Source organism: Streptomyces sp. NPDC014676 (assembly GCF_043084105.1).
GTDB lineage: Bacteria > Actinomycetota > Actinomycetes > Streptomycetales > Streptomycetaceae > Streptomyces.
This window is the reverse complement of sequence record NZ_JBIBZI010000002.1, coordinates 571,352-596,371: the sequence shown is the minus strand read 5'-3', so window position 1 is coordinate 596,371 and position 25,020 is coordinate 571,352. Positions and strand designations below refer to the sequence as shown.

At 71.4% G+C, this 25,020-nt stretch carries 24 protein-coding genes and 1 pseudogene; 11 read left to right on the top strand and 14 right to left on the bottom strand.

Annotated features, from left to right (window positions below):
• Both ACF1DX_RS07115 and ACF1DX_RS07110 read left to right on the top strand, forming a co-directional pair.
• Complete coding sequence (locus ACF1DX_RS07115) at positions 1–1,446, top strand: glycine hydroxymethyltransferase (protein ID WP_391790200.1); 1,446 nt, start codon at positions 1–3, stop codon at positions 1,444–1,446.
• A gap of 343 nt (positions 1,447–1,789) precedes the next feature.
• The gene (locus tag ACF1DX_RS07110; RefSeq protein ID WP_391790199.1) at positions 1,790–2,947 is read left to right on the top strand and encodes an RNA-guided endonuclease InsQ/TnpB family protein; all 1,158 of its coding nucleotides are present in this window, start codon (positions 1,790–1,792) and stop codon (positions 2,945–2,947) included.
• A gap of 78 nt (positions 2,948–3,025) precedes the next feature.
• On the opposite strand, the pseudogene ACF1DX_RS07105 reads toward ACF1DX_RS07110, so the two are convergent.
• A pseudogene (locus tag ACF1DX_RS07105) lies at positions 3,026–3,583 on the bottom strand (RNA polymerase sigma factor); the annotation flags it as partial.
• Between the two features lie 142 nt (positions 3,584–3,725).
• Between ACF1DX_RS07105 and trpS the strand changes: the two are divergent.
• Complete coding sequence (trpS, locus tag ACF1DX_RS07100; protein ID WP_391790472.1) at positions 3,726–4,718, top strand: tryptophan--tRNA ligase; 993 nt, start codon at positions 3,726–3,728, stop codon at positions 4,716–4,718.
• Between the two features lie 213 nt (positions 4,719–4,931).
• Complete coding sequence (locus ACF1DX_RS07095) at positions 4,932–5,510, top strand: 2'-5' RNA ligase family protein (RefSeq protein WP_391790198.1); 579 nt, start codon at positions 4,932–4,934, stop codon at positions 5,508–5,510.
• Positions 5,511–5,525: 15 nt separating this feature from the next.
• Here ACF1DX_RS07095 and ACF1DX_RS07090 read toward each other — a convergent pair whose 3' ends face one another.
• Both ACF1DX_RS07090 and ACF1DX_RS07085 read right to left on the bottom strand, forming a co-directional pair.
• Complete coding sequence (locus tag ACF1DX_RS07090) at positions 5,526–6,281, bottom strand: decaprenylphospho-beta-D-erythro-pentofuranosid-2-ulose 2-reductase (protein WP_391790197.1); 756 nt, start codon at positions 6,279–6,281, stop codon at positions 5,526–5,528.
• 8 nt (positions 6,282–6,289) lie between these two features.
• Positions 6,290–7,660 (bottom strand): FAD-binding protein, encoded by a 1,371-nt coding sequence (locus tag ACF1DX_RS07085; RefSeq protein WP_391790196.1) that lies wholly within the window; start codon positions 7,658–7,660, stop codon positions 6,290–6,292.
• A gap of 134 nt (positions 7,661–7,794) precedes the next feature.
• Between ACF1DX_RS07085 and ACF1DX_RS07080 the strand changes: the two genes are divergently transcribed.
• The 3 genes from ACF1DX_RS07080 (at position 7,795) to ACF1DX_RS07070 (ending at position 10,346) form a co-directional block, all read left to right on the top strand.
• A complete protein-coding gene (locus ACF1DX_RS07080; RefSeq protein WP_391790195.1) occupies positions 7,795–8,364 on the top strand; it encodes a phosphatase PAP2 family protein in 570 nt (189 codons plus the stop codon).
• The gene (locus ACF1DX_RS07075; RefSeq protein ID WP_391790194.1) at positions 8,361–9,296 is read left to right on the top strand and encodes a decaprenyl-phosphate phosphoribosyltransferase; all 936 of its coding nucleotides are present in this window, start codon (positions 8,361–8,363) and stop codon (positions 9,294–9,296) included. The genes ACF1DX_RS07080 and ACF1DX_RS07075 overlap by 4 nt, the downstream gene beginning before the upstream one ends.
• Positions 9,297–9,428: 132 nt before the next feature.
• Positions 9,429–10,346: a YihY/virulence factor BrkB family protein gene (locus ACF1DX_RS07070; RefSeq protein ID WP_391790193.1), complete on the top strand. Its 918-nt coding sequence runs from the start codon at positions 9,429–9,431 to the stop codon at positions 10,344–10,346.
• On the opposite strand, the gene ACF1DX_RS07065 is transcribed toward ACF1DX_RS07070, so the two are convergent.
• Positions 10,294–11,583, bottom strand: a complete 1,290-nt coding sequence (locus ACF1DX_RS07065) for a D-alanyl-D-alanine carboxypeptidase family protein (protein ID WP_391790192.1) — start codon at positions 11,581–11,583, stop codon at positions 10,294–10,296. The genes ACF1DX_RS07070 and ACF1DX_RS07065 overlap by 53 nt on opposite strands.
• Positions 11,584–11,674: 91 nt before the next feature.
• Between ACF1DX_RS07065 and ACF1DX_RS07060 the strand changes: the two genes are divergently transcribed.
• The 3 genes from ACF1DX_RS07060 to ACF1DX_RS07050 all read left to right on the top strand — a co-directional run bounded on the left by ACF1DX_RS07060 (position 11,675) and on the right by ACF1DX_RS07050 (position 14,002).
• The gene (locus tag ACF1DX_RS07060; RefSeq protein ID WP_085572387.1) at positions 11,675–11,923 is read left to right on the top strand and encodes an SCO4848 family membrane protein; all 249 of its coding nucleotides are present in this window, start codon (positions 11,675–11,677) and stop codon (positions 11,921–11,923) included.
• Positions 11,924–11,947: 24 nt separating this feature from the next.
• On the top strand, positions 11,948–13,258 hold the full coding sequence (locus ACF1DX_RS07055; protein ID WP_391790191.1) for a metallophosphoesterase: 1,311 nt from the start codon (positions 11,948–11,950) through the stop codon (positions 13,256–13,258).
• Positions 13,259–13,492: 234 nt separating this feature from the next.
• The gene (locus ACF1DX_RS07050) at positions 13,493–14,002 is read left to right on the top strand and encodes a cysteine hydrolase family protein (RefSeq protein ID WP_391790190.1); all 510 of its coding nucleotides are present in this window, start codon (positions 13,493–13,495) and stop codon (positions 14,000–14,002) included.
• 7 nt (positions 14,003–14,009) lie between these two features.
• Here ACF1DX_RS07050 and ACF1DX_RS07045 read toward each other — a convergent pair whose 3' ends face one another.
• Both ACF1DX_RS07045 and ACF1DX_RS07040 read right to left on the bottom strand, forming a co-directional pair.
• Positions 14,010–15,509: a sensor histidine kinase gene (locus ACF1DX_RS07045; protein WP_391790189.1), complete on the bottom strand. Its 1,500-nt coding sequence runs from the start codon at positions 15,507–15,509 to the stop codon at positions 14,010–14,012.
• Positions 15,506–16,195 carry a response regulator transcription factor gene (locus tag ACF1DX_RS07040; protein WP_391790188.1) on the bottom strand — a complete coding sequence of 230 codons (690 nt, stop codon included), beginning with the start codon at positions 16,193–16,195 and terminating at the stop codon, positions 15,506–15,508. Before ACF1DX_RS07040 ends, ACF1DX_RS07045 begins: the two co-directional genes overlap by 4 nt.
• Positions 16,196–16,357: 162 nt before the next feature.
• On the opposite strand from ACF1DX_RS07040, the gene ACF1DX_RS07035 reads away from it, so the two are divergent.
• On the top strand, positions 16,358–18,775 hold the full coding sequence (locus ACF1DX_RS07035; RefSeq protein ID WP_391790471.1) for an MMPL family transporter: 2,418 nt from the start codon (positions 16,358–16,360) through the stop codon (positions 18,773–18,775).
• On the opposite strand, the gene ACF1DX_RS07030 is transcribed toward ACF1DX_RS07035, so the two are convergent.
• The 8 genes from ACF1DX_RS07030 to sdhC all read right to left on the bottom strand — a co-directional run bounded on the left by ACF1DX_RS07030 (position 18,768) and on the right by sdhC (position 24,806).
• On the bottom strand, positions 18,768–19,541 hold the full coding sequence (locus ACF1DX_RS07030; RefSeq protein ID WP_391790187.1) for a TetR/AcrR family transcriptional regulator: 774 nt from the start codon (positions 19,539–19,541) through the stop codon (positions 18,768–18,770). The two genes, ACF1DX_RS07035 and ACF1DX_RS07030, sit on opposite strands and share 8 nt — an antisense overlap.
• 32 nt (positions 19,542–19,573) lie before the next feature.
• Positions 19,574–20,077, bottom strand: a complete 504-nt coding sequence (locus ACF1DX_RS07025; protein ID WP_391790186.1) for a thiol-disulfide oxidoreductase DCC family protein — start codon at positions 20,075–20,077, stop codon at positions 19,574–19,576.
• Positions 20,074–20,490, bottom strand: coding sequence for a hypothetical protein (locus ACF1DX_RS07020; protein WP_391790185.1), 417 nt, complete (start codon positions 20,488–20,490; stop codon positions 20,074–20,076). The genes ACF1DX_RS07025 and ACF1DX_RS07020 overlap by 4 nt, the downstream gene beginning before the upstream one ends.
• A 126-nt stretch (positions 20,491–20,616) precedes the next feature.
• Positions 20,617–21,228, bottom strand: a complete 612-nt coding sequence (locus ACF1DX_RS07015) for a Uma2 family endonuclease (protein ID WP_391790184.1) — start codon at positions 21,226–21,228, stop codon at positions 20,617–20,619.
• Between the two features lie 156 nt (positions 21,229–21,384).
• The gene (locus ACF1DX_RS07010; RefSeq protein WP_030829816.1) at positions 21,385–22,164 is read right to left on the bottom strand and encodes a succinate dehydrogenase iron-sulfur subunit; all 780 of its coding nucleotides are present in this window, start codon (positions 22,162–22,164) and stop codon (positions 21,385–21,387) included.
• The gene (sdhA, locus tag ACF1DX_RS07005) at positions 22,164–23,918 is read right to left on the bottom strand and encodes a succinate dehydrogenase flavoprotein subunit (protein ID WP_391790183.1); all 1,755 of its coding nucleotides are present in this window, start codon (positions 23,916–23,918) and stop codon (positions 22,164–22,166) included. Before sdhA ends, ACF1DX_RS07010 begins: the two co-directional genes overlap by 1 nt.
• Positions 23,919–23,937: 19 nt before the next feature.
• Positions 23,938–24,420: a succinate dehydrogenase hydrophobic membrane anchor subunit gene (locus ACF1DX_RS07000; protein ID WP_386013083.1), complete on the bottom strand. Its 483-nt coding sequence runs from the start codon at positions 24,418–24,420 to the stop codon at positions 23,938–23,940.
• A gap of 5 nt (positions 24,421–24,425) precedes the next feature.
• A complete protein-coding gene (gene sdhC, locus ACF1DX_RS06995) occupies positions 24,426–24,806 on the bottom strand; it encodes a succinate dehydrogenase, cytochrome b556 subunit (protein WP_030871364.1) in 381 nt (126 codons plus the stop codon).
• Between the last annotated feature and the right edge of the window lie 214 nt (positions 24,807–25,020).

The window sequence follows — 25,020 nt, the reverse complement described above, 5'->3', positions numbered from 1 at the left end:
ATGCCAGCCGAGCTCACCCTCGCCTCCCAGGCCTACCGAGCCGCGCTCGACGTCATCCGCACCGTCGAGCCGCGCGTCGCCGACGCCATCGGCCAGGAGGTCGTCGACCAGCGCGAGATGCTCAAGCTGATCGCCTCCGAGAACTACGCCTCCCCGGCCACCCTCCTCGCGATGGGCAACTGGTTCAGCGACAAGTACGCCGAGGGCACCGTCGGCCGCCGCTTCTACGCCGGCTGCCGCAACGTCGACACCGTCGAGTCGCTCGCCGCCGAGCACGCCAAGGAGCTCTTCGGCGCCCGCCACGCCTACGTCCAGCCGCACTCCGGCATCGACGCCAACCTGGTCGCCTTCTGGTCCGTACTCGCCGACCGCGTCGAGGCCCCCTTCCTGGAGAAGACCGGCGCCCGCCAGGTCAACGACCTCTCCGAGGCCGACTGGGCCGAGCTGCGCCAGGCCTTCGGCAACCAGCGCATGCTCGGCATGTCCCTGGACGCCGGCGGCCACCTCACCCACGGCTTCCGCCCGAACATCTCCGGCAAGATGTTCGACCAGCGCTCCTACGGCACCGACCCGGCCACCGGCCTCATCGACTACGAGGCCCTGCGCGTCTCCGCCCGCGAGTTCAAGCCGCTGATCATCGTCGCCGGCTACTCCGCCTACCCCCGTCTGGTGAACTTCCGGATCATGCGCGAGATCGCCGACGAGGTCGGCGCCACGCTCATGGTCGACATGGCCCACTTTGCCGGTCTCGTCGCCGGCAAGGTCCTCACCGGCGACTTCGACCCGGTCCCGCACGCCCAGATCGTCACCACCACCACCCACAAGTCGCTGCGCGGCCCGCGCGGCGGCATGGTGCTGTGCGACGACTCCCTCAAGGACCAGGTCGACCGCGGCTGCCCGATGGTCCTCGGCGGCCCGCTCCCGCACGTCATGGCCGCCAAGGCCGTCGCCCTCGCCGAGGCCCGGCAGCCCGCCTTCCAGGACTACGCCCAGCGCATCGTCGACAACTCCCGCGCCCTCGCGGAGGGCCTGATGCGGCGCGGCGCCACCCTGGTCACCGGCGGCACCGACAACCACCTCAACCTGATCGACGTCGCCACCTCCTACGGCCTCACCGGCCGCCAGGCCGAGGCCGCCCTGCTCGACTCGGGCATCGTCACCAACCGCAACGCCATCCCCGCCGACCCCAACGGCGCCTGGTACACCTCCGGCATCCGCATCGGCACCCCCGCGCTGACCACGCGCGGCCTGGGCACGGCGGAGATGGACGAGGTCGCGGGCCTGATCGACCGGGTCCTGACGACGACCGAGCCCGGCACCACCAAGTCCGGTGCCCCCTCCAAGGCCGCCCACGTCCTCGACGCGAAGGTCGCCGACGAGATCTCCCGCCGCGCCACCGAGCTCGTCGCCGGCTTCCCGCTCTACCCGGAGATCGACCTCGGCTGAGGCGACCCGGCCCTGCTCGACGCGCCCCGCGGCGGTCCGGTCACGCACCGGGCCGCCGCGCGCCCGTCGTCAGGCGTCCAGCAGCTCCTGCCGCGGCCCCGGGTCGTCCTTCCGCCGGCGGACCAGGGGCCACCGCGTCACATACGGGCGCAGCACAGGGCCGGTACCGCTCCGGCCACGGCCCCCGGTATCGCCCACCACCGTGATCCAGCCAGGAAGCCCAGGGCTTCAGCCCCGGGAGGAATGGCTTCTTCGCGGCGGAGCCGCGCGGCGGCGGAGTTCTCTTCGTTGTGTCTGTGCGTAGAGTTCATCTCTCGTCACTCTGTGTACTAGGGTGTTCTGTGTGAAGATTGTCGCGCAGGTGAAGTTGTTGCCTGCGTCCGCTCATGACGCGGACGCGCTGGCGGCGACTCTGCGTGCCTGCAACCGGGCCGCGAACGCGGCATCGGAGGTGGCGTTCGCGAAGGACCTCAAGCGCCGTAACGTGTTGCAGGATGCCGTGTACCACCGGATCAAGGCCGACTTCGATCTCGGGGCGCAGTCCGCGGTGCGGGTGGTGAAGAAGGTGTGCGACGCCTACGCCACGCTGAAGGGCAACCTCAAGGCCGGGAACCACGGCCCCGAGGGGTCCAGGCGCCGTGCCCGGGTGGAGTCCGGGCCGGTCCGGTTCCGTGAGGACGCGGCCCAGCCGTATGACGACCGGATTCTGACCTGGAACCTCGACGCCCGGACCGTCAGTATCTGGACACTGGCCGGACGTCTCAAGCACATGCCGTTCGTCTGCTCGCCCGAAACGCTCCGCCTGCTCGCCTCCCGCAAGGGCGAATCCGACCTGGTGATGCGTGACGGGATGTTCTTCCTGATCGCCACCGTCGACGTACCCGAACCCGAGACCTACGAGCCCGACGGCTTTCTCGGCGTCGACCTCGGCATCGTCAACATCGCCACCACCTCGGACGGCGAGATCATGTCCGGGCGGCAGGTCAACCGCTACCGGCGACGCAAGCGTGACCTGCGCGCCAAGCTCCAGAAGAAGCGCACCAAGAGCGCGGCCCGTGTCCTCAAGCGCCAGCGCCGCAAAGAGACCCGGTACGCCACCCAGCGCAACCACATCATCGCCAAGAAACTCGTGACCACCGCTGAACGCACCTCCCGCGGTATCGGACTGGAAGACCTGTCCGGTATCCGGCAGAGGGTTACGGCCAGGAAAGACCAGCGGGCACGACTGCACTCCTGGGCATTCGCCCAGCTCGGCGCGTTCATCGCCTACAAAGCCAGGCGGGCGGGTGTGCCCGTGGTCCACGTGGACCCGCGCAACACCTCCCGCCAGTGCTCCGAGTGCCGGCACACCCACCGCACCAACCGGGTGACACAGGCACGGTTCGTGTGCAGGTCCTGCGGAACGGTCATGCACGCGGACCACAACGGCTCCCGCAACATCGCCCACCGGGCCGATGCCGCGTGGCAGCGGGGCGCGGTCAACCGCCCCAGAACGGCCTAACCGTTCCGGACGCAGGAAACCACAGCGGGACTTCATGCCCCACTCTGCCTGCAAGCCCGGCCCTACAGAGCCGGGTAGTTGACGCCTCTCACCCCCTTCCCGGGGCCGGAAGTCCGGCAGCAGGCGCTCCAGCTTGCGCAGGGCGCGGTTCAGCCGCGACTTCACCGTGCCCCGGGGCCAGCCCAGGGCCTGGGCGGTCTCCCGCTCGTCCATCTCGAGCAGATAGCGGTAGGTGACGACCAGTCGGTGCTCCTCGCTCAGCTTCTCCAGGGCGGACACCAGCGCCCCGCGGCGCTCCGTCTCCAGCGTCGCGACCGCCGGGTCCGTCGACTCCGGTATCACCGGCTCCGCCTCCATGAACGCCGCCTCCCGGTCGGCGAGGCCGTTCCGGCGCATGGCGGCACGCACTGTGTTCCTCGTCTCATTGGCCACGATCGACAGCAGCCACGGCCGGAACGCCGTGCCGTCCCGGAACCGGCCCAGAGCGCAGTACGCCTTGACGAAGGCCTGCTGCACCACGTCCTCCGCGTCCGCCCCCGCCCCGAGCGCGGCGGCCGCCCTGAGCGCGATGCCCGTATGGGCCCGCACCAGCTCCGCGTACGCCTCCGGCTCCCCGGCGCGTACGCGTGCGATCACCGCGGCCTCATCGACGATGCGGCCCCCCTCCCGCGTCCTCACGTCTTTGTTACACCGCCGGGCACGGATCGGTTCCCACCTATTTCCGGACCGCTCCGCGGGACCTGCGAGAATAAGGAACATGGCGACTGACCGACCCCGCGTGCTCTCCGGAATCCAGCCCACCGCAGGCTCGTTCCACCTCGGCAACTACCTCGGCGCCGTCCGTCAGTGGGTGGCCCTGCAGGAGACCCACGACGCGTTCTACATGGTCGTCGACCTGCACGCGATCACGGTCCCGCAGGACCCGAAGGAGCTGCGCGCCAACACCCGGCTGGCCGTCGCCCAGCTGCTGGCCGCCGGTCTCGACCCGGACCGCTGCACGCTCTTCGTGCAGAGCCACGTGCCCGAGCACGCCCAGCTCGCCTGGATCATGAACTGCCTCACCGGCTTCGGCGAGGCCTCCCGCATGACCCAGTTCAAGGACAAGTCCGCCAAGCAGGGCGCCGACCGCGCCTCCGTCGGCCTGTTCACGTACCCGGTCCTGCAGGTCGCGGACATCCTGCTCTACCAGGCCAACGAGGTGCCGGTGGGCGAGGACCAGCGCCAGCACATCGAGCTCACGCGCGACCTCGCCGACCGTTTCAACGGCCGGTTCGGCGAGACGTTCACGATGCCGAAGCCGTACATCCTCAAGGAGACGGCGAAGATCTACGACCTCCAGGACCCGGCGGTCAAGATGAGCAAGTCGGCGTCCACGCCGAAGGGCCTCATCAACCTCCTGGACGAGCCGAAGGCCACCGCCAAGAAGGTGAAGAGCGCGGTCACCGACACCGACACGGTCATCCGCTACGACGTCGTGGAGAAGCCCGGGGTGAGCAATCTCCTCACGATCTACTCGACCCTCACCGGGGCGGACATCCCCGAACTGGAGGAGAAGTACGCCGGCAAGGGCTACGGTGCGCTCAAGACGGACCTCGCCGAGGTCATGGTCGAATTCGTGACTCCCTTCAAGGAGCGCACCCAGCAGTACCTGGACGACCCCGAGACGCTGGACTCGATCCTGGCCAAGGGCGCGGAGAAGGCGCGTGCCGTCGCCGCGGAGACCCTCTCCCAGGCGTACGACCGGGTCGGTTTCCTGCCCGCCAAGCACTGAGCCGGCGCACCGGACGGACACACCGCACCGGCGCTGAACCGGCCCACGGCGGCGATCCGTACCACCGCACAGCGCTGCACATCACTCCGGTTGCGCCTGCCCGCATCCGGGTCGTGGTCGTACAGTCGATAACCGGGTGACCGTTTCCGCGGTCACCCGGCGCACACCGCAGCTTCACCGCCACGCTTCACCACCACAACGACAGGAGACGACGTGGGGACCGTAACGATCGGCGTGTCGATCGCGGTCCCGGAGCCTCACGGCAGCCGGCTTCAGCAGCTGCGCGCGGGCTTCGGCGACGCCGCGGCTCACGGTATCCCCACGCACGTCACCCTGCTGCCGCCGACCGAGATAGACGACGCCGACCTGCCGGCCGTCGAGGCGCATCTCGGCGAGGTCGCCGCGGCCGGCCGCCCGTTCCCGATGCGGCTGTCCGGCACCGGCACCTTCCGGCCGCTGTCGCCGGTGGTGTACGTGCGGGTCGTCGACGGCGGCGAGGCCTGCACCTGGCTGCAGAAGCAGGTCCGTGACGCCTCCGGCCCGGTCGCCCGCGAGCTGCAGTTCCCGTACCACCCGCACGTCACCGTGGCGCACGGCATCGAGGAGGCGGCCATGGACCGCGCCTTCGAGGAGCTCGCCGGTTACGAGGCCGAGTGGCCCTGCACCGGCTTCGCGCTCTACGAGCAGGGCGCCGACGGGGTGTGGCGCAAACTGCGCGACTTCCCCTTCGGCACCGCGGTGGTGCCCCCGCAGTCCGGGAGCGTGGACCGGGGATCCGTCTCCGCCCGCTGAGCCCCCGGCCGGGTCTCAGACCGGCAGCCGGCGGAACACCCCGCGCGGCAGGTGCCGCAGCGCCGACATCACCACCCGCAGCGTGCCCGGCACCCACACGGTCTCCGCGCGGCGCCGCAGCCCCAGCTCGACGGCCGTCGCGACCGCCTCCGGCGTGGTGGCCAGCGGCGCCTCGGGGAGTCCTGCGGTCATCCGGGTACGGACGAATCCGGGGCGTACGACCATGACGTGCACCCCCGTGCCGTACAGCGCGTCGCCGAGGCCCTGGGCGAAGGCGTCCAGGCCGGCCTTGCTGGAGCCGTAGATGAAGTTCGCGCGGCGGGCCCGCTCGCCCGCCGCGGAGGACAGCACCACCAGGGAGCCGTGGCCCTGCGCCTGGAGGGCGCTCGCGCACACCAGGCCCGACGAGACCGCGCCGGTGTAGTTGGTCTGCGCGACCCGCACCGCGGCCGACGGGTCCCGTTCGTCGTGGGCCTGGTCGCCCAGGGTGCCGAAGGCGAGCAGCACCATGTCGACGTCGCCCTCGGCGAAGACCTTGCCGAGCGTGTCCTCGTGGGCGGCGGGGTCGAGTGCGTCGAAGGCGACGGTGCGCACCTCGGCGCCGAGGCCGCGCAGTTTTTCGGCGGCCTCGGCCAGGCCGGGGGAGGGGCGGCCGGCCAGCCACACCGTGCGGGTGCGGCGGGCGATCAGCCGCCGCGCGGTGGCCAGCGCGATCTCGGACGTGCCGCCGAGGACGAGCAGGGACTGGGGGAGGCCGAAGGCGTCCTTCATGACAGCTCCTAGCTGGATGTGACCTGGAGGCGGAGGCGGCGGGCCAGGTCGGAGACGAACACCCCGCGCGGGTCCAGTGCGGCGCGCAGCGCGCGGAAGTCGTCCAGGCGGGGGTACATGGCCGCGAGCAGTTCCGGGCGCAGCCGGGAGTCCTTGGCGAGGTAGACGCGCCCGCCGGCGCCGGCGACCTCCTCGTCGAGTTCGTCGAGGAAGCCGCCGAGGCCGGGCAGCGAGGCCGGGATGTCCAGGGCCAGGGTCCAGCCCGGCACCGGGAAGGACAGCCAGCCGGGGTCGGCCTCCCCGAACCGCTTGAGGACGGCGAGGAAGGACGGGCAGCGGCGCTCGGAGATCCGGCGCACGATCCGGCGCAGGGTGTCCTCCCGGCCGTGCCCGACGACGAACTGGTACTGCACGAAGCCGCCCCGGCCGTAGACGCGGTTCCAGTGCGGTACGCCGTCCAGGGGGTGGAAGAACGCGGGGATCCGCTGGAGCTGCCCCGTCCGCGCGCGGGGCGCCTTGCGGTACCAGAGCTCGTTGAACAGCCCCACGGTGGTGCGGCTGAGCAGGCCCTCGGGGACGAAGGAGGGGGCGGCCGGGAGGCGGGAGGTGCGGAAGGAGAGGGGCTCCCCGCGCGCACGTGCGTTCCGGGGCAGCGCGTCCAGGGGGGCGTGGTCGCCGCGCGTGAGCACCGCGCGGCCGGTGGCGGCGCCGCGGGCCAGCAGATCGATCCAGGCGACCGAGTAGCGGTAGCGGTGGTCGGTGTCGGCGAGGCGGGCCATCAGGTCGTCGAGGTCGCTCGCGCGCTCGGTGTCGACGGACATCAGTGAGGTCTCGACCGGCTGGAGCCGGATCGTCGCGGTGAGGATCACCCCGGTCAGGCCCATGCCGCCCGCGGTCGCCTCGAACAGCGGCGTGCCCGGCACGACCGTACGGACCTGCCCGTCGGCGGTGAGCAGCTCCAGGGAGAGCACATGGCGGGAGAAGGAGCCGGAGACGTGGTGGTTCTTGCCGTGAATGTCGGCGCCGACCGCCCCGCCGACGGTCACGTAGCGCGTGCCGGGGGTGACCGGCACGAACCAGCCGAGCGGCAGCAGCACCTCCATCAGCCGGTGCAGGGAGACGCCCGCGTCGCACAGCACGGTGCCGCCGTCGGCGTCGATCGCGTGCACGCGGTCCAAGCCCGTCATGTCGAGCACGGCGCCGCCCGCGTTCTGCGCCGCGTCCCCGTACGCCCGTCCCAGTCCCCGCGCGATGCCTCCGCGGGCCCCGCACTCCCGGACGGCCCGGGCGGCCTCCTCGTACGTCCGTGGGCGGATCAGCCGGGCGGCGGTGGGAGCGGTGCGGCCCCACCCCGTGACGGGAACGGTGTCGGCAGACATGACGGTGACCGTATCGCCCTTATGTGACTGTTTGGTTTTAAAACGTCATACCCGTCCCTGAAACGGGTGATTAATGGGATGTCGCTCCTCGGTGACGGGATTTCCGGCCCGTCCGGCGTGAACAGTGAGTCCCCATGGACGAGCTCCACGACTCCCACGGCCCCCACGGCCCCCACGGCCGCTATGACTTCCCCCGCCCACTCGGTCTCCACGGCGTGGACCACCGGATCGTCTCCGCCCTCAGAGCGTGCGGCGCGGACCCGCGCGTGGCCGGTGCCGCGCGGACGCTGTCCCTGGCGGGGGAGCACGGGGCGGTGTGGCTCGCGGTGGGGCTCGCCGGAGCCGTCGTGGACCGTCCCCGGCGCGGCGCCTGGCTGCGCGGCACCGCGCTCACCGCGGGCGCCCACGCCGCCGGCTCGGCCGTGAAGCGGGTCGTGCGCCGTCCGCGCCCCGCACACGTCGAACCCCTGGTCGGCACGGTCGGCCGGCACTCCTTCCCCAGCGCGCACGCCACGTCCGCGGCGGCCGCCGCCGTCGCCTTCGGCGCGCTGGGCGCCCGCGCGGTGCCCCCGCTCGCCGCCGCCGTCTGCGTGTCCCGCCTGGTGGCCGGCGTCCACTACCCGTCGGACGTGGCGGCCGGCGCCGCCCTCGGCGTGCTCACGGCCCGCCTGGGTGCCCGCTGGATGGCGGGAGGCCCCGCGTGACCCTCCTGCGCGAGCGCTCCGACCGACGGCAGACCGCACCGCCCGTCAGGGGCGGCCTCCTCAAGGGCCTGCTGCTGACCGCGCGGCCCAAGCAGTGGGTCAAGAACGTCCTGGTGATCGCCGCCCCGGCCGCCGCCGGCGAACTGTTCTCCGTTCACGCCCTGACCCGGCTCTCCCTGGTCTTCGTCCTGTTCACGGCCTGCGCCGCCGCCGTCTACCTCGTCAACGACGCGCGCGACGCCGACGCCGACCGCGCCCACCCCGTCAAGTGCCGCCGCCCGGTCGCCGCCGGCCAGGTGCCCGTGCCGGCCGCCTACGCCGTAGGGATCGCCCTCGGCGTCCTCGCGCCCGCCGTCGCGGCCCGGCTGTGCCCCCCGGAGGCCGCCGCGCTGCTGACCGCCTACCTCGCCGTGCAACTGGCGTACTGCGTCAGCCTCAAGCACGTCCTCGTCGTCGACCTCGTCGTCGTCACCACCGGTTTCGTGATGCGCGCGGTGATCGGCGGCCTCGCCCTCGGCATCCCCCTGTCCCGCTGGTTCCTCATCACCACCGGGTTCGGCGCGCTGTTCATGGTCGCCGCCAAGCGCTACTCCGAAGCCGTGCAGATGACCGGGAGGGCGGGTGCCACGCGTGCGCTGCTCACCGAGTACACCACCGGCTACCTCCGCTTCGTCTGGCAGCTCGCCGCCGGCGTCGCCGTCCTCGGCTACTGCCTGTGGGCGCTGGAGGAGGGCGGTGTGCCGCACACCAGCGTGCTGCCCTGGCGGCAGCTTTCCGTGGTCGCCTTCGTCCTCGCCGTCCTCCGCTACGCCGTCTTCGCCGACCGCGGGACCGCCGGTGAGCCCGAGGACGTGGTGCTGGGCGACCGCGCGCTCGCCGTCATCGGCCTGATCTGGGCGGCGATGTACGCCCTGGCGGTGGCCGACTGGTGAGGAACGGGCCGGTGCGGAACCGTCCCGTGAGAGACCGGCCGGTGGGAAACCGTCCGCTCCGCCACCGGTCACGGAGGTCCGGTTCCGGGGTACCCGGACATGGGTCTTCCACGATGGGGGCAGGGTCGGATCATGGACTGGCTGAAAAGGCTCCCGGTCGTCGGGCCGTGGACGGCCCGGCTGATGCTCACGCACGCGTGGCGGTCGTACGAGCGTCTGGACCGGGTGCACTGGACGCGACTGGCCGCCGCGATGACGTTCAGGAGTTTCGTCGCGCTGTTCCCGCTGCTCACCGTGGCCGCCTCGATCGGCGCCGCCACACTCAGCCAGGACCAGCGGGACACCCTCCAAGACAAGATCACCGACCAGGTGCCCGGCATCTCCGACCAGTTGGACATCGGGGAACTGGTGGAGAACGCCGGCACCGTCGGACTCATCGCCGGTGCCGTGCTGCTGTTCACCGGCATCAGCTGGGCCGGTTCCCTGCGCGAATGCCTCCGCGCGGTGTGGGAGCTGCCCGACGAGGAGGAGAACCTTCTCCTGGGCAAGGGCAAGGACCTGGGCATCCTCGTCGGCCTGGGCGGTGCGGTCCTGATCACCCTGGCCGCCTCCGCCGTCGCCTCCGCGATGGTCGGCCGGATCAGCGACGCCATCGGGCTGGAGAAGGGCGGCTGGGGCGGGATCGTCCTGCACGTCGCCGCGTTCGCCGTCGCCGTCGGCGCCGACTTCCTGCTCCTGCTGTACGTCCTCACCCTGCTGCCCGGCGTCGAACCCGCCCGGCACCGCCTGATCGTCGCCGCGCTCACCGGCGCGGTCGGCTTCGAACTGCTGAAACTGCTGCTCAGCGGCTATCTGCAGGGCGTGGCCACGAAGAGCATGTACGGCGCGTTCGGCGTCCCGATGGCCCTGCTGCTGTGGATCAACCTCACCTCGAAACTGGTCCTGTTCTGCGCCGCCTGGACGGCGACGCGGAGCAAGCGGGACGAGGTCCCCGGGGTCACGGACGCGAGCGGCGGCGCACCAGGTCCGGCAGCGGCCAGCGCCGGTTGACCAGGAAGGCGCCGCCCGCGAGCAGCACCACCACTCCGCCGGCGATGCCCAGCGCGACCCCGATGCCGTCGGCGCCGCCGCCCGACGCGGCACTCGCCACCGGCTTCGGGCCGGCCGCGAAGGCACCGTCCCCGGCGCCCCCGGCCTCACCCGGGGAGGCGGACGGGCCCGGCTGGGCATCGGCCTGCGCCGCGCTCCTCGGCCGCACCAGCTCACCCACCGGCTCGACCTTGCCGGCCGCCTTGAAACCCCAGTCGAAGAGCCTCGCGGTCTCCTTGTAGACCTCGTTGCTCACGTTCTTCCGCGGGTTCATCACGGTGACCAGCAGCACCTTGCCGTCCCGCTCGGCGACACCGGTGAAGGTGGCGCCGGCGTTGGTGGTGTTGCCGTTCTTCACACCGGCTATGCCCTGGTAGACCGGCACGTCGGTGTCGCCGGCCAGCAGCCGGTTGGTGTTCTGGATCTCGAAGGATCCGCGGACCTTCTTGCCCTTCTTGTTCTTCTTCGTCTCGCCGGGGAACTGCGCCCTGACCGTCGAGGCGTACTCCCGGAAGTCCTTCTTCTGCAGCCCGGAACGGGCGATCAGCGTCAGGTCGTACGCGGACGACACCTGCCCCGGGGCGTCGTAGCCGTCGGGGCTGACCACGTGGGTGTCGAGCGCCTGGAGCTCCTCGGCGTGCGCGTTCATCTCCTCGACGGTGTCCTCGACGCCGCCGTTCATCGCCGACAGCACGTGCACGGCGTCGTTGCCGGAGCGGAGGAAGACACCCAGCCACAGGTCGTGGACGGTGTACGTCTCGTCCTCCTTGACGCCGACCATGCTGGAGCCGGAGCCGATACCGGCCAGGTCGGACGGCTCGACCTTGTGCTCCGTCGTCCCGGGCCACTTCGGCAGCAGCGTGTCCGCGAACAGCATCTTCAGCGTGCTCGCCGGGGCCAGCCGCCAGTGCGCGTTGTGCGCGGCGAGCACCTCGCCGGACTCGGCGTCGGCGACGATCCAGGAGCGGGCCGACAGGTCCTTCGGCAGCACCGGCACCCCGCTCGCGAGGTTGACCTGCGTCCCCGGCCGGCTGAGCCGGGCGCCGCCCACGATGGACGTCTTCGCCGGGGGCGTGGCCGACGGACTCGTCGACGGCTTGGGGGCCGCGAGCGCGACGGGCGCGGTCAGCGCGGTGGACAGCAGGACGGCGGAGGCGACCAGCAGCGATCGCCGGACGGTGTTCTTGGGTGCGGGCACGACCGGAAACGTACATGCCATACCTGACGAAGTCCCGGGCAGGTCCCCACCCCGGGCAAGGATCCGGACACCGCCCGGTGATACTGGAGCCATGAAGCTCAGCCGCCCCGTCTCCTGGTTCCTGCTCGCCTTCGGAGTGTGGAGCTGGGTCATCTGGGTCACTTTCGTCAAGAACCTGGTCAAGGACAGCAGTGGACTCGCGTTCGAGAACGGGCACCCGACGGCGTACTTCTTCGTTCACCTGACGCTCGCCGTCGTCTCCTTCGTACTGGGGACGGTCATCGGGGGCATCGGGTTGCGCGGACTGCGCGCACTGAGCCGGACGTCACGGACGTCCTGACCGGGAACAGGGGAACTCCGCCTCGTGGCCATCGTTTTCGTACTCATCGCGCTACTGGTCGTGGCCGTCCTGGTGACGGGCAACTGGTACGTGTGGCGGCGCCTGTTCCGGGACACCACGAAGGGCCCGGGCGCGGTGCGCCGCGCGGGCGTCGTGGTGATCGCCGGCGGCTGGGCGCTGACCGTCGGCGCCCTCGTCGCCGAGCGCGGCGGCGCCCCGTTCCGGCTCCAGCAGGTCCTGGCCTGGCCCGGCTTCCTGTGGCTGGCCCTGGTCCTGTACCTGCTGCTGGCGGTGCTCGCGGGCGAGCTGGTGCGGCCGGTGCTGCGGCGGATCCTGGAGCGGCGGGCGAGGACGCCGGAGGAGGCGGTGCCCGTACCCGCGCGGCCGGAGCCGATAGCGGCCGGGCAGGGCGCGGGGCGCGGTCCTGAGGGCGGGACGGACGGTGGGACGGACGGGGACAGCTCGGCGGCCGACGGCGCTGCCCCCGGCCCGCGGGAGACGCCTGCCGCCCCCTCCCGGCGGCTGTTCGTCTCCCGGGTCGTCGGCGGGGCCGCCGCCGCGGCGGCCGTGGGGACCGTCGGCTACGGGACGTACGGCGTGCTGCGCGGGCCGCGCGTGAAGCGGGTCACCGTGCCGCTCGCCAAGCTTCCCCGCGCGGCGCACGGTTACCGCATCGCGGTGGTCAGCGACATCCACCTCGGACCGGTGCTCGGGCGGGGCTTCGCGCAGAAGGTCGTCGACACGATCAACTCGACCCAGCCGGACCTGATCGCGGTCGTCGGCGACCTGGTGGACGGGAGCGTGAAGGACCTCGGCCCGGCCGCGGCCCCCCTGGCGCAACTGAGGGCGCGTCACGGGTCGTTCTTCGTCACCGGCAACCACGAGTACTTCTCCGGTGTCGAGCAGTGGGTCGAGGAGGTGCGGCGGCTCGGGCTGAACCCGCTGGAGAACGCCCGCACGGAGCTGCCGCACTTCGACCTGGCGGGGGTCAACGACGTGGCCGGCGAGGACGAGGGGCAGGGCCCGGACTACGCCAAGGCGCTCGGGGACCGGGACCGGGGACGGGCGTGTGTGCTGCTCGCCCACCAGCCGGTGCAGATCCATGACGCCGTCGACCACGGTGTCGACCTTCAGCTGTCCGGTCACACCCACGGCGGGCAGCTGTTCCCCGGCAACCTCGTGGCCGGTCTGGCCAATCCCACGCTGGCGGGGCTCGACCGGTACGGGGACACGCAGTTGTACGTCAGCCGGGGAGCCGGTGCGTGGGGGCCGCCCACGCGGGTGGGGGCGCCGTCGGACATCACGGTGATCGAGCTGGCCTCCAAGCAGGCCTGACGGTGTGTCGGGGTGGGCCGGGGGCGGGTTTCCCTCACCTGCGCTTGTGGGGTGCCTCCCCCGCTCTCGGCTTCTCCCCCACTCTCGGCTTCGCTCGAGCGGGGGGACCCCCATGAGCGGGGGACCCCCATGAGCGGGGGGGCCTCCATCGCCCACCCGTGCCGCCCCGGGGGTATTTCCCAGGCCCTTGAGGCACTGGGGGAGGCACGACTGCCCGCAGCCAGGGGGGACCCGATGAGTCACGTTCGTACGGCACTCGTGCTGGTCGATCCGCAGCGGTGGATCGCCGGCATGTCCTGGGAGCCGGTCGGCGGGGGCGTCGTCGTCGAGGCGTGCGGGTGGCTGCGTGACCACTTCCCGACGGTCGTCCTGGTCCGGTACGTGCGTGCCGACGGGGCGGACGGCGGTCCGGACGCCGCCCCCAACCGGCTCGTGCCCGGCTGTACGCCGCGCCCCGGCGACCACCTCGTGACCGAACACGGTCCCGACGCCTTCGAGGGCACCGGGCTGGACGACGTACTGCGCCGCGAGCGGGTCACCGGGATCGTGGTCGCCGGGCTCTCCACCGCGCACGGCGTCGCCGCGACGGCCGCGACCGCGCTGCGCCTGGGCCACGGCGTCGTCGTGGCCGAGGACGCCACCGCGAGCCCCGACGAGGCGCGGCACCGTGAGGCCCTCGACCGGCTGACCGCGCTCGGCGCACGCACCGCCCGGGTCGCGGACCTCGTGGCCGCCGGGGAGTGAACCGGCCTCATGCCGTGCGGCTCGACGCGGCGGGTGCCGGCTCGTCGTCCGCCGGGCACGCTCCCGGCCGGGCCGGCAGCGTCACGGTCACCTCCAGCCCTTCGCCCGGCGCCGTCCGTACCGCCACCTCACCCCCGTGGGCCCGCACCACGCCCTGCACGATCGCCATGCCGAGACCGCTCCCCGCGCCCCCGCCCGCGCGGAAGAAGCGGTCGAAGACGCGCGCCGCGTCCTCCGCCGCGAGGCCCGGCCCGTCGTCCGCCACGGAGAGCCGCACCACCCCGTCCGCGCGGACCACCCCGAGCCGTACCGCGACGTCCGCCGGAGTGTGCGTCCGCACATTGCCCAGCAGGTTCCCCAGGACCTGCCGCAGCCCCGACTCGTCCGCGCGCACCAGCACCACGCCGTCCGCGTCCACGGTCACCGCCCGCTCCGGCTGCTGCACCCGCAGGTCCTCCGCCGCGTCCCGCACCAGCCGGCACACGTCCACGTTCCGCAGCCGCAGTTCGGGACGCTGGTCCAGCCGGGCCAGCACCAGCAGCTCGTCGACGAGCCGCCCCATGCGGTCGGACTCCGCCAGCATCCGGTCCCAGGCCCGTCTGCGCTCCGTCGGCTCCCGCAGCATCCCCCGGTCGTAGAGCTGGAGGTAGCCGCGTATCGCGGCCAGCGGCGTCCGCAGTTCGTGCGAGGCGTCGGCGACGAACCGCCGGAGCTGGGCCGCGCTGCGCTCGCGCGTGCGGTACGCCGACTCCACCTGCTGGAGCATCGAGTTGAGGGCGAGCCGTAGCTGCTCCACCTCCAGGATCGGGTCCCGGCTGGAGGGCACCCGCCGGGTCAGGTCGCCCTCCGCGATCGCCGACGAGGTCTCCACCATGTCCTCCAGCGGCCGCATCCGCCGCCGCACACTGAACATGGTCAGACAGGCCAGCAGCAGCAACAGCAGCGTCCCGATGGCCAGGTCGAACTTGACCGCCTTGGCGATGGCGTGGTGCACCGCCTCGGTGGAGCCGGCGATCAGGATGTACGTGCCGTCCGCGAGCCGGGCGGCGGTGACGCGGTAGGCGGAGCCGCGCACGGTGACGTCGTGCGGTTCCGGGTCCTGGAGCAGGGTGCGCGCGTCGCCCACCGCGTCGGCCAGGGCGCGCTGGGCCTCGGTCGGTTCGAAGCCGAGGACGCCGACGGGCTCGCCCCGGCTGTCCACGGCGGCGAAGATCGAGTCCGGGTCGTCCTCCCGGTTCCAGTCCGGATCCACCCGGTCGCGGAAGAAGCTCAGCACGCTCAGCGAGTCGATCTGCCGCAGCGTCAGTTCCGTACCGCCCAGCGAGTCACGGGTGCGGGTCAGCTCCGTGTCGATCTGGTCCAGCAGGTAGTAGCGCATGCCCATCACGCTCACCACGGTGGCCGCCACGATGCCGAGGGCCAGCAGCACCACGTTCGCCAGGGTCAGCGCCCCGCGCAGCGAGTGGATGCCCCGCCCGCGGCCCGGCTTGCGGATCGGGAGCCTCACGTCAGGCCGTACCCGACCCCGCGCCGGGTGGTGATCACCGGCGGGCCCAGGGCGTCGAGTTTGCGCCGCAGATAGCTGATGTAGGTCTCGACGACGGTCGACTCGGCCGGGGCGTGCTCGTACTGCCAGACGTGGCGCAGCAGTTGTTCCTTCGGCACGATCCGGCCGCCGTTGCGCACCAGGAAGCGCAGCAGCGCGTACTCGGTGGGGGTGAGCTCCACCGAGCGGCCCGCGCGGCGCACCGAGTACGTCGTCTCGTCCAGTTCCAGGTCGCCGTGGCGCAGCGGCGCCCGCTGCGGGAGGACGTCGGCGGGGCGGGTGCGGCGCAGTACGGCGGTGATCCGGGCGACGACCTCGTCGATGTTGAACGGCTTGGTGATGTAGTCGTCGCCGAAGCCGAGCGCGCCGACGACCTCGGCGGGCGCGTCCCGCGCGGTGAGGAACACCAGCGCCAGCTCCGGCCGCCGGGACCGCAGTTCACGCCCCAGGGCGCGGCCGTCGCCGTCCGGCAGCATCACGTCGAGGAGGGCGCAGTCGGGGTGGGTGTGCTCGGTCAGCGCGAGCGCCTCGCGGACCGTGCCCGCGGTCATGACCTCGAAACGGTGGTAGCGCAGGGCGATGGCGAGGACGTCCGCGATGCTCTCCTCGTCCTCCACGACCAGCACGGTGCCGGGAGCTGTCGTCATGCCCCCAGTATCGGCGGAACCCCCACCGGCCGTACCGGTGTTCGCTTTGGAGTTCCTTGAGAGTCCCGCCCGAGCCGTGTCCCCGCGCGGGTGCCGCCGTCGATTCTGCTGCCCAGGACCTGGGGGACCGACCGAGCGACGAAGGAGCTTGAAGTGGCGGTATTGGCACGCTGGTGCTATCGGCATCGGCTGGTGGTCCTGCTGGTGTGGGTGGGGGCGCTGCTCGGACTGGGGGTCTCGGCGAGCGGCGCGGGCACGAACTACGCGGAGGTCTTCTCGCTGCCGGACACGGACTCCAAGCGGGCGTACGACCTGATGGAGAAGGCGTTCCCGGAACGCGCCGGCGACACCGACACCGTGGTGTGGAAGGTCGACGAGGGTTCCGTGCGCGACGACTCCGTACGGTCCCGGATCGAGCCGGCGCTGACGGAGATCGGGCGCATGGAGGGCGTCGGCGCCGTCACGAATCCCTACGGCGCCCAGGGCGCGGCGCAGATCAGCGAGGACGGGCGGATCGCCTACGCGCAGGTCACGTTCGCCGAGCAGGCGGACGCCGTGCCGAAGGAGCTGGTCCAGGACGTCGTCGACACGGCGCAGGACGCCGCGCGCGACGGGCTCCAGGTGGAGCTGGGCGGCCAGGCCATCACGCGCGTCCAGGAACCGCCGACGGGCACCGCCGAGCTGGTCGGCATCCTGGCCGCCGCCGTCGTGCTGTTCGTGGCCTTCGGGTCGCTCTTCGCGATGCTGCTGCCGATCGTGGTCGCCGTCTTCGGCGTCGGCACCGGCATGTTCGGCACCCAGCTCTTCAGCCACGTCACCAACGTCCCCGAACTCGCCACGCTGCTGTCCACGCTGATCGGTCTCGGCGTCGGCATCGACTACGCCCTGTTCATCGTCACCCGGCACCGGCGCGGCATCCTGCGCGGCGCCGATCCGGAGGAGGCGGCGGTCGCCGCCCTCAACACCTCCGGCCGCGCGGTGCTGTTCGCGGGCGGCACGGTGTGCATCGCGCTCGCCGGGATGCTGGTGACGAACCTGCGGTTCCTGGACGGCGTGGTCATCGGCACCACGCTCACCGTCGTGCTGAGCGTGCTCGCCGCCGTCACCCTGCTGCCCGCGCTGCTCGGCCTGCTCGGGCACCGGGTGCTCAGCCGCCGCCAGCGCCGCAGGCTCGCGGAGAAGGGCCCGGAGACCGAGACGGCGAGCGGTCTCGCCGCGCGCTGGTCGGCGGGCGTCCAGCGCCGTCCGCGGTCCGTGGCCGTCCTGGCCGTGGTCCTGATGGCGGCGCTCGCGGTCCCGCTGCTGTCGCTGCGCCTGGGCACCGTGGACCAGGGCAACGACGACGCCTCCATGACCACCAGGCAGGCCTACGACCTGCTCGCCGAGGGCTTCGGGCCCGGCTTCAACGGCCCGCTCCAGGTGGTCGTGGACGGCGAGGCGCCCGACAACCTGGTGACCGTCCTGGAGGAGACCGAGGGTGTCGCCCAGGTAGCCGCCGTACCGCCCGCGAACGGCGTCACCGTCATCCAGGTCGTCCCCACCACCTCCCCGCAGGACGCGGAGACGGACCGGCTCATCGACACCCTGCGCGACGACGTCATCCCGGAGGCGGGCGTGGAGGCCCACGTCGGCGGGGTGACCGCGGTGTCCAAGGACTTCGCGACGGTGACCGGAGAGCGGCTGCCGCTGTTCATCGGCACGATCATCGGCCTGGGCTTCCTGCTCCTGCTGCTCGCGTTCCGTTCCCTGGTGGTGCCGCTGACGGCCGCCGTGATGAACCTGCTCGCGGCGGCGGCCTCCTTCGGCGTCCTGGTGGCGATCTTCCAGTGGGGTTACGGCCTGGACCTGCTCGGCCTCGGCCAGGAGGGCCCCATCGCGTCCTTCCTGCCGATCATCATGCTGTCGCTGCTGTTCGGGCTCTCCATGGACTACCAGGTGTTCCTGGTGAGCCGGATGCACGAGGAGTGGGTGCACACCCGGGACAACGCCCGCGCGGTGCGCGTCGGCCTCGCGGAAACCAGCCGCGTCATCAACTCCGCGGCCCTGATCATGGTCTGCGTCTTCCTCGCCTTCGTGCTCAGCGGCGACTACGGCGCCGCCATGGCGGGCGTGGGACTGGCCGCCGCGGTCGCCCTGGACGCGTTCATCCTCCGTACGGCACTGGTGCCGGCCGTGATGCACCTGCTCGGGAAGTCCAACTGGTGGCTGCCGGCCGGCCTGGAGAAGCGGCTGCCGCACCTGGCGGTGGAACCGGGGGAGGAGGAGACCGCGGCGCCCACGACGCCCTCCGGCGTTCCGGGCGGTCCCTCCTCGGTCGTCCACGGCTTCGTCCGCACCGCCGACGGCGAACCCGTCGAGGGCGCGGCCGTCACCCTGCTGACCTCGGGCGGCCGCCAACTGGACCGCGTGGTCTCCCTCGCCGACGGCGCGTACATCGTCTCCGTACCGGCCCCGGGCACCTATCTGCTCGCGGTCACGGCGGCCCCGTACGGCTCCCGCGCGGGAGCCGTGTCCGTGACGGACGGCCCGCTGGTGCACGACGTGGAACTCACGCCCGGTGAGGTGGACGCCGTCAACTGACGGCGTCGGGGCGCCCGTCGCCGGCGGGCGCCCCGTTCCCCTTCTTCGCCGGGTCGGGGAGCGCCTTCGTCATCCCGGGCAGGAACTCCGTGAACAGTTCGTGCACCTCGCGCACCAGGGGCCGCAGCACCCGGAAACGGGCCAGGGCGATGCCCCGCGCGGTGATCCGTGCGCCGCGCTCGGCCAGCCGGTAGCTGCGCTCCCGGCCTTCGGTGCGGTCGAAGATCCAGTACAGGACGAGCCCCATCTGGGACAGCCACATCAGCTCGGGCAGGATGTCCCGCAGCTCTTCGGGCACCTTGCTCTTCGTCCCGGCGAGCACCGCGCGGTGGACGCTGATCGCCTCCACGCGCGCGTGCTCCGACTCGGGGGAGAAGGGGCTGAGCGGGCTGTCCGGGTCGGCGGCGTTCTTGAAGAACTGCACCGCGAACTCGTGGTACGGCGTGGCGATGTCCAGCCACGCCTTCAGCACGCCCGCGAGCCGGGCCTCCAGGTCGGTCTCCCGGCGCAGGACCTCCCGGACCGCCACCTGGTGCTCGGCGGCGATCCGGTCGTAGAAGCCCTGGATCAGGTGTTCCTTGCCCTCGAAGTAGTAGTACGCGTTGCCGACGGAGACCCCCGCCTCCTTGGCGATGGCCCGCATGGTCGTCTTGTCGTACCCGCGCTCCTGGAACAGCCGCATGGCCGTCTCCAGGATCAGGGCGCGGGTCTGCTCGGACTTGCTGAGGGTGGCGCCGTCGCCGGGGCCGTCGTTCTTCGCGGGCACGGAAAGAGAGCCTAACGCCACGGACGGACGCCCTACGGGGCGGTGCAGGTGCCCGCGTCGCAGCCCGGCGCGGTGTAGCTCCAGCCGCCGCGCGGATCGTACGTCCACCCGTCGCCCCGGCGGTACACGCCGCCGCCCCACCCGGACACCGCCCCGCGCCACTTGGCGGCGGCCAGCACCGCGCCCTTGGCGAGCAGGGCGCCGGACGGGGTGCTCAGCCGGTGGGCCAGCCGCCGGTACTCGCGCAGCGCCCACAGGGTGACGACCCAGGCGGCGGCGCCCCGGTACACCTGCCCGGCGTCACCGACCACGGTGATCTCCTCCAGGGTGGATCCGTGGTCGAGGCCGGGGAACCGGGCCCGCGCCGCCTCCGAGGCCGCCGGGACCAGTTCCAGGGGCACCAACTGCGGCTGGCGCACCAGCCAGTCCCGTACGAAGGCGCACAGGGAGCAGTCGGCGTCGTACAGCACGGTGAGCCGGCGGACCGGGACGCGCGCGGCGCCCCGGTCCCCGTGTGCGGCCGCCACGCCGCTCACGCCCCGGCCTGCGGGGCCGGCGGGGCCGCCCAGCCCTGCGGCGGCACCGGCGGGACCTGCTCCCGCTCCATCACCCCGCGCCGCCGGATCCTGTTGAGCACGTACACGTTGCCCAGGTGCATCACGCCGAGCACCAGCAGCACCACGCCGAGCTTGGTGGACAGGGCCTCGAAGACGCCGCGCGTGTCGGTGATCGTCTCGTCGTCGCTCAGGTACAGCGCGACGAACCCGAGGTTGACGAGGTAGAAGCCGACCACCAGGAGGTGGTTGACGGCGTCGGCGAGCTTCTCGTTGCCGTGCAGCACGTCGGAGAGGAAGATCCGTCCGTTGCTGCTGAGCGTGCGAGCGACCCACACGGTCAGCCCGATGCTGACCACCAGGTAGATGACGTAGGCGATGACCGTACGGTCCATGTCCCCCAGCCCTTCTTGAACGCGTTCAAAACGCTGACAGGGGAGACTCTAGACCTATGTTTTGAACGTGTTCAACTCCGAGGTGGAGTGGGCTGTGTCACGGAACCGCCGCGCCCGGCGTGCGGTTCAGTCGGCCTTGCGCGGCTGCCCGGCCTGAAGGATCTCGGCTACGTCCAAGGTGACCTTGGCACCGATGGAGTCGGGGAGGGTGACCTGCTGGCCGGGGGAGTGGAAGCGGTGGCCGGCGTACTCGTTCCCGACCGGATCGGTCAGGACGTGGATGCGCTGGTGCTTGCGGTCGACGATCACGTAGACGGGGATCTTCGCCTCGGCATAGGCGGCGACCTTGGTCTTGAGGTCGGTCTTCCAGTTGCTGGAAGTGACCTCTAGGACGAGGCGGAAGCAGACCGGGTCGTAGGAGTTGTTCTCGATGAGGTGGTCGCGGAAGTCCGCGTCGACCACCGCAAGGTCGGGGATTGCGTAGTCTTCGGTGTCGGTCGGCAGCCAGAGTCCGATGCCCTGGACCACCTTTGAATCCGCGCCGTGCAAGCCGGCGGTCGCGAACGGCAACATGAGGTCGGTCAGGACTACGGCGTGCGGGCCGTCCGGTGGCGGGGTCACGAGGATCTGGCCTCCGATGATCTCGACGCGGTAGCCCGGATTGCGGTCCATGAGACGGTTCGCCTCCGCGATCAGCGGACGCTCGTCGTGGGGCCGCTCGACGGATGCTGCGGACATCGCGTGCCTCCTAGGGGCTGGTGTCGAGACCATCATCGTAGGGCGGAGGACGCCCTCACGTCCGTCTCGGCCGCGTTCACCCAAACGTGTGGCATATGCCAGAGGGCCCCGTCTCCGGCGGAGACGGGGCCCTCACGGACGTACGAGTGACGTGCCTCAGTAGCGGCGCGTGATCAGCGCGCGCTTCACTTCCGCGATCGCCTTCGTGACCTCGATGCCGCGCGGGCAGGCGTCCGTGCAGTTGAAGGTCGTGCGGCAGCGCCAGACGCCGTCGCGGTCGTTGAGGATCTCCAGGCGCTGCTCGCCGGCCTCGTCACGCGAGTCGAAGATGAAGCGGTGCGCGTTGACGATGGCCGCCGGGCCGAAGTACTGCCCGTCGTTCCAGAACACCGGGCACGAGGACGTGCACGCGGCGCACAGGATGCACTTCGTCGTGTCGTCGAAGCGCTCGCGGTCCTCGGCGGACTGCAGCCGCTCGCGCGTCGGCTCGTTGGTGTCCTTCGTGATCAGGAAGGGCATCACGTCCCGGTAGGCCTGGAAGAACGGCTCCATGTCCACGACCAGGTCCTTGAGGACCGTCAGGCCCTTGATGGCCTCGACCGTGATCGGCTTCTCGGGGTTGATGTCCTTGATCAGCGTCTTGCACGCCAGGCGGTTCTTGCCGTTGATCCGCATGGCGTCGGAGCCGCAGATGCCGTGGGCGCAGGAACGGCGGAAGGTCAGCGTGCCGTCCAGGTCCCACTTGATCTTGTGCAGCGCGTCGAGGACACGCTCCTTGGGGTCGATCTCCAGCTGGAAGTCTTCCCAGACCGCCTCCGCCGAGACCTCCGGGTTGAACCGGCGGATCCGCATCGTGACGGTGATGTACGGGGAGTCGGCGAAACCGGGCTCGGGGGAACCGGCCGCGTCCGCCTTGTCCAGAACAGGGGTAGCCATCAGTACTTACGCTCCATCGGCTGGTAGCGGGTCTGGACGACCGGCTTGTAGTCCAGACGGACGGTCTCGGTGCCGTCGGCGCCGACCTCGCGGTACGCCATCGTGTGGCGCATGAAGTTGACGTCGTCGCGGTTCGGGTAGTCCTCGCGGTAGTGACCGCCGCGGGACTCCTTGCGGGCGAGGGCGGACACCGCCATGACCTCGGCGAGGTCCAGCAGGTTGCCCAGCTCGATCGCTTCCAGCAGGTCCGTGTTGAACCGCTTGCCCTTGTCCTGGATGGCGACGTTCTTGTAGCGCTCGCGCAGCTCGGCGATCTTCTCGACCGCCGTCTTGATCGTCTGCTCGGTGCGGAACACCATGACGTTGGCGTCCATGGTCTCCTGCAGCTCACGGCGGATGGTGGCCACCCGCTCGTTGCCGGTGGAGGACCGCAGCCGCTCGATCTGCTCGACGACCAGGGACTCCGGGTTCTCCGGCAGCTCGACGAAGTCGGCCTTCTGAGAGTACTCCGCCGCCGCGATGCCGGCCCGCTTGCCGAACACGTTGATGTCCAGCAGCGAGTTGGTGCCCAGGCGGTTGGCGCCGTGCACGGAGACGCAGGCGACCTCGCCGGCCGCGTACAGGCCCGGGACGACGGTGGTGTTGTCCGCGAGGACCTCACCCTGGACGTTGGTCGGGATGCCGCCCATCGCGTAGTGCGCGGTCGGCTGGATCGGGATCGGGTCCGTGTAGGGCTCGATGCCGAGGTAGGTCCGCGCGAACTCCGTGATGTCGGGCAGCTTGGCGTCGAGCTGCTCCGGCGGGAGGTGGGTGAGGTCCAGGTAGACGTGGTCGCCCTCGGGACCGCAGCCGCGGCCCTCGCGGATCTCCGTGTAGATGGAGCGCGAGACGACGTCACGGGACGCGAGGTCCTTCATGACCGGCGCGTACTTCTCCATGAAGCGCTCGCCGTCCTTGTTGCGCAGGATGCCGCCCTCACCGCGGGCGCCCTCCGTCAGCAGGATGCCCATGCGCCAGATGCCGGTCGGGTGGAACTGGAAGAACTCCATGTCCTCCAGCGGCAGCCCGCGCCGGTACACGGCGGCCTGGCCGTCACCGGTCAGCGTGTGCGCGTTCGACGTCACCTTGAAGAACTTGCCGGTGCCGCCGGACGCGTAGATCACGGCCTTCGCCTGGAAGACGTGGATCTCGCCGGTCGCCAGCTCGTACGCGACCACGCCGGCGGACTTCTTGACGCCGTCGACCTCGGTGATGAGCTGGTCCAGGACGTAGAACTCGTTGAAGAACTCCACGCCCTCCTTGACGCAGTTCTGGTACAGCGTCTGGAGGATCATGTGGCCGGTGCGGTCGGCCGCGTAGCAGGAGCGGCGGACCGGGGCCTCGCCGTGGTTGCGGCTGTGACCGCCGAAGCGGCGCTGGTCGATCGTGCCGTTCGGGGTCCGGTTGAACGGCAGGCCCATCTTCTCCAGGTCGAGGACGGAGTCGATGGCCTCCTTCGCCAGGATCTCGGCGGCGTCCTGGTCGACCAGGTAGTCACCGCCCTTGACCGTGTCGAAGGTGTGCCACTCCCAGTTGTCCTCCTCCACGTTGGCCAGCGCGGCGGCCATGCCGCCCTGCGCGGCGCCCGTGTGGGAGCGGGTGGGGTAGAGCTTGGTCAGCACGGCGGTGCGGCTGCGCTTCGTCGACTCGATGGCGGCGCGCATACCGGCGCCACCGGCGCCGACGATGACGGTGTCGTACTTGTGGATCTTCATGATTCTCGCAGCCCCGTGCCTAGCGGATGTTCGGGTCGAAGGTGAAGATCACCAGCGTGCCCAGCAGGATGGTGAACACCGTGGCGGTGTAGAGCAGGCCCTTGAGCCACAGCCGGGTGTTCGGCCGCTCCGCGTAGTCGTTGATGACCGTGCGCAGGCCGTTGGCGCCGTGCAGCATCGCCAGCCACAGCATCAGCAGGTCCCAGACCTGCCAGAACGGCGAGGCCCAGCGGCCGGCCACGAAGGCGAAGCCGATCTTGGAGACGCCGCCGTCGAGGACCAGCTGGATCAGCAGGTGGCCGATGACGAGGACGACCAGGACGACGCCGGACAGGCGCATGAACAGCCAGGCGGCCATCTCGAAGTTGCCGCGCGTGCTCTTCGGGCTCTTCTTGGTCCGCTTGCGCGGGGGCTCGATGACCGGTGCCGGGTTGTCGACGGAGTAGAGCGGGGCGCCTTCGACGGGGCCGACGCCCGAGGCGGTGGTGTCAGTCGTGGACATGGGTGTCAGCTCCCGAACAGTTCACGAGCGGCGTGGCCGAGGACGGGGTAGATCGCCCCGAGCATCAGCACGACCCAGATGGCGACGACGGTCCAGAGCATCTGCTTCTGGTAGCGGGCGCCCTTGACCCAGAAGTCGACGGCGATGACACGCAGGCCGTTGAGCGCGTGGAACAGGATGGCGGCGACGAGGCCGTACTCCAGCAGCGCGACGATCGGCGTCTTGTACGTGGCCACGACCTCGTCGTAGGCCTCGGGGGACACCCGCACGAGAGCGGTGTCCAGCACGTGAACGAACAGGAAGAAGAAGATGAGGACGCCGGTGACTCGATGAGCCACCCAGGACCACATTCCTTCCCGGCCGCGGTACAGCGTTCCAGCCGGCACGGAAGTTTCCTCCGGGAGCGGGGTTCGGGGCCGCGCCGGCTTTCCTTGTCGGTCGGGCCCGGCCGGGTACGGTCCACCGGCCCCCAGCATGTTAGCGACGGATGCCCGTGGCGCTTACAGGGGGCCTGCCGGTGTGATCGAACTGGCACGCTTACGGGCTATCGCGGCGGCGTCCGGGGTGGAGTGTCCGGTTGTGTGCCGGGTGCGGCGCCGT